The organism is Streptomyces synnematoformans (assembly GCF_039531005.1).
Classification (GTDB): domain Bacteria; phylum Actinomycetota; class Actinomycetes; order Streptomycetales; family Streptomycetaceae; genus Streptomyces; species Streptomyces synnematoformans.
The window spans coordinates 1-2,182 of sequence record NZ_BAAAPF010000574.1 but is presented as its reverse complement, the minus strand read 5'-3'; the positions used below and the strand labels follow the sequence as shown (position 1 = coordinate 2,182).

The following is a 2,182-nucleotide window of genomic DNA, read 5'->3' as shown; positions in this document are numbered from 1 at the left end:
GCCGGCGGGGCGAAGGGCGGGGGTGCCGGGCCGCGCCAGACGCCGCTCCGGCGCAGCCGCGGGCCGCGCCAGAGGAACCACGCGCCCGCGATCAGCCCCACGCCGGTGACGCCCGCGACGAGCGCCAGCCCGCCCGGCCCGTCGTCCGCCGGGGTGACGGCCGCGGGTGCCGAGCCGAAGCGCTTCTTGCCGTACGCGGCCGCCGCCGGCTCCTGCGGCGCCGCCTTCAGCTCCCGCGCCGCCGCGACGGCCGCCGCCGCGTCCACCCGGCCGGCGCCCAGCTCGTCGCTGCGGCCGCCCTCGGGCGGGTCCTGCGCGGTGTCCCGCAGCAGGTCCCGGATCTGCCAGGGGCTGAGGTCGGGGTTGGCGGCGCGGACCAGGGCGGTGACGCCGGAGACGAACGCGGCCGCGGCGCTGGTGCCCCAGCCCTCGTAGTACGTGCGGTCGGGGTCGGCGATGGCCACGTCGACGCCGGGGGCGGCGACGGTGGCGTACCACTTTCTCGTGGAGAAGTCCGCGCGCTCGCCGGTCCGGTCGACGGCGGTGACGGCGATGACGCCGGGGTAGGCCGCGGGGTACGAGATGTGGTCGCCCTGCTCGCCGCTGTTGCCCGCGGACGACACGACGGCCACGCCCTTGCGCAGCGCGTACTGCACGGCGGCGTCCTCGCCGGGCTCGGGGTGGGCGGACTTGCTGTCGTCGCCGAGGGAGAGGTTGATGACGTCGGCGCCGTTGTCGGCGGCCCAGCGGATGCCGTCGGCGAGGGCGTTGCCGCGGGTGTCGCGGGCCTTGCCGCGCTGTGCGTCGCCGTCCTCCAGGATGACCCGTACCGGCAGGATCTTCGCCTCCGGCGCGACGCCCGTGACGCCTTCGGCGGCGCCGGGCCCGTGGCCGTGTGCGGCGATGATGCCGGCCATGGCGGTGCCGTGCCGGGCCCAGGAGTCGTCGCCGCGGCGGGCGCCGAAGCCCACGAAGTCCTTGCCGTCCAGCACCTGTCCGGTGAGGTCGGGGTGGCTGGCGTCCACGCCGGTGTCGAGCACGGCGACGGTGACGCCGGCGCCGCGGGTGGTGTTCCACGCCTCGGCGGCGCGGACGTCGTCCAGGCCCCACTGGAGTTCTTGCAGGCCGTCCGCGTGCGACGGGGCGGCGGTGGCGGTGAGCAGGGCCGCGGCGGCGGTCAGCGCGGCGAGGAGGGCGGGGGCGCGGCGGCGGCGCGCGGGGGCCGGCCGGGTCACCGGGGGGACTCCGTCGCCCGGGCGGAGGTCTTGCGCAGGCTGCGCTCGACGCGGTCGGCGATGCCCTCCGCGTCGTGGCCGAGGCCGGCCTGCGCGGGCGCGGTGGTCGCGGTGGGGTGGACGGCCTCGCCGGCGGGCTGCGGCTCGGCCACGGCGCGGCCGTCGGCGAAGCCGGTGACGGCGTAGAGGACGACGGGGGCGTCGGAGAGCACGCGTACGGTCCAGGTCGCGCGCTGCTCGTCGCCGAAGCCGGCGGCGGGGCCGGTGTCGGTGCCGTACGCGCGCGGGAGCATGTCCGGCCGCGTGCCCAGCTCCCGTTCCTCGAAGCGATCCTCGAACCGGCCCATCCTGGCGGCGCCGGCCGCGGTGAAGACCAGCCCCACGGTGGTGACGCTGCTGCGGGTCTCGTCGGCGTACGTGGCGCGCAGCAGCTTCTCGCAGCCGACGCGGCGCAACTCCCGGCCGAGCGCCGGGTCGAGCCCCTTCCGGCAGCCCCCGGGCGGGGCGACGGCGACGCGCACCCAGACGCGGTCGGCGCCGCCGGGGCCCGCGCCGTCGCCTTCGAGCCGGGGCGGGAAGAGCTTGTCGACCTCCGTGGCGTGCCACAGGCCGCGGGCCACCTCGTACGCCCCGGGCTGGGCCTGCGCCCGCGGGCCGTCGCTGGGCCAGCTGCCGGTGGCGGCGCCGGCGACGAGCCCGATGCCCGCGGTGAGCGCGACGACGGCGCCCACCGCGAGCCCGAGGCTGCGCCGTTCGGCGGGCGGCTCCGGCTCGGGGCGGGGGATGTCGGAGGGAAGCACGGACGCCATGTGCAGGGGTGCGCCTACGGGGTGGGGAGGGACGGCGGGCACGGGTGGGGCGTAGGGCCGCGGCGGGTGGTGCGGCGGCGCGCCCGAACCAGCGGGCGAGCGCGTCGCCCAGCTCCTCCCCGCTGCCGGGATCGGCCC

General features: G+C 78.9%; 2 protein-coding genes. Both read right to left on the bottom strand.

Annotated elements, in window-relative coordinates:
• Positions 1-1,235 (bottom strand): type VII secretion-associated serine protease mycosin (gene mycP, locus ABD317_RS36130; protein WP_344296159.1); only part of this gene is annotated, 1,235 nt, incomplete at its 3' end.
• A complete protein-coding gene (locus tag ABD317_RS36125; RefSeq protein ID WP_344296157.1) occupies positions 1,232-2,086 on the bottom strand; it encodes a hypothetical protein in 855 nt (284 codons plus the stop codon). The genes ABD317_RS36125 and mycP, both read right to left, overlap by 4 nt.
• Positions 2,087-2,182: the final 96 nt, after the last annotated feature.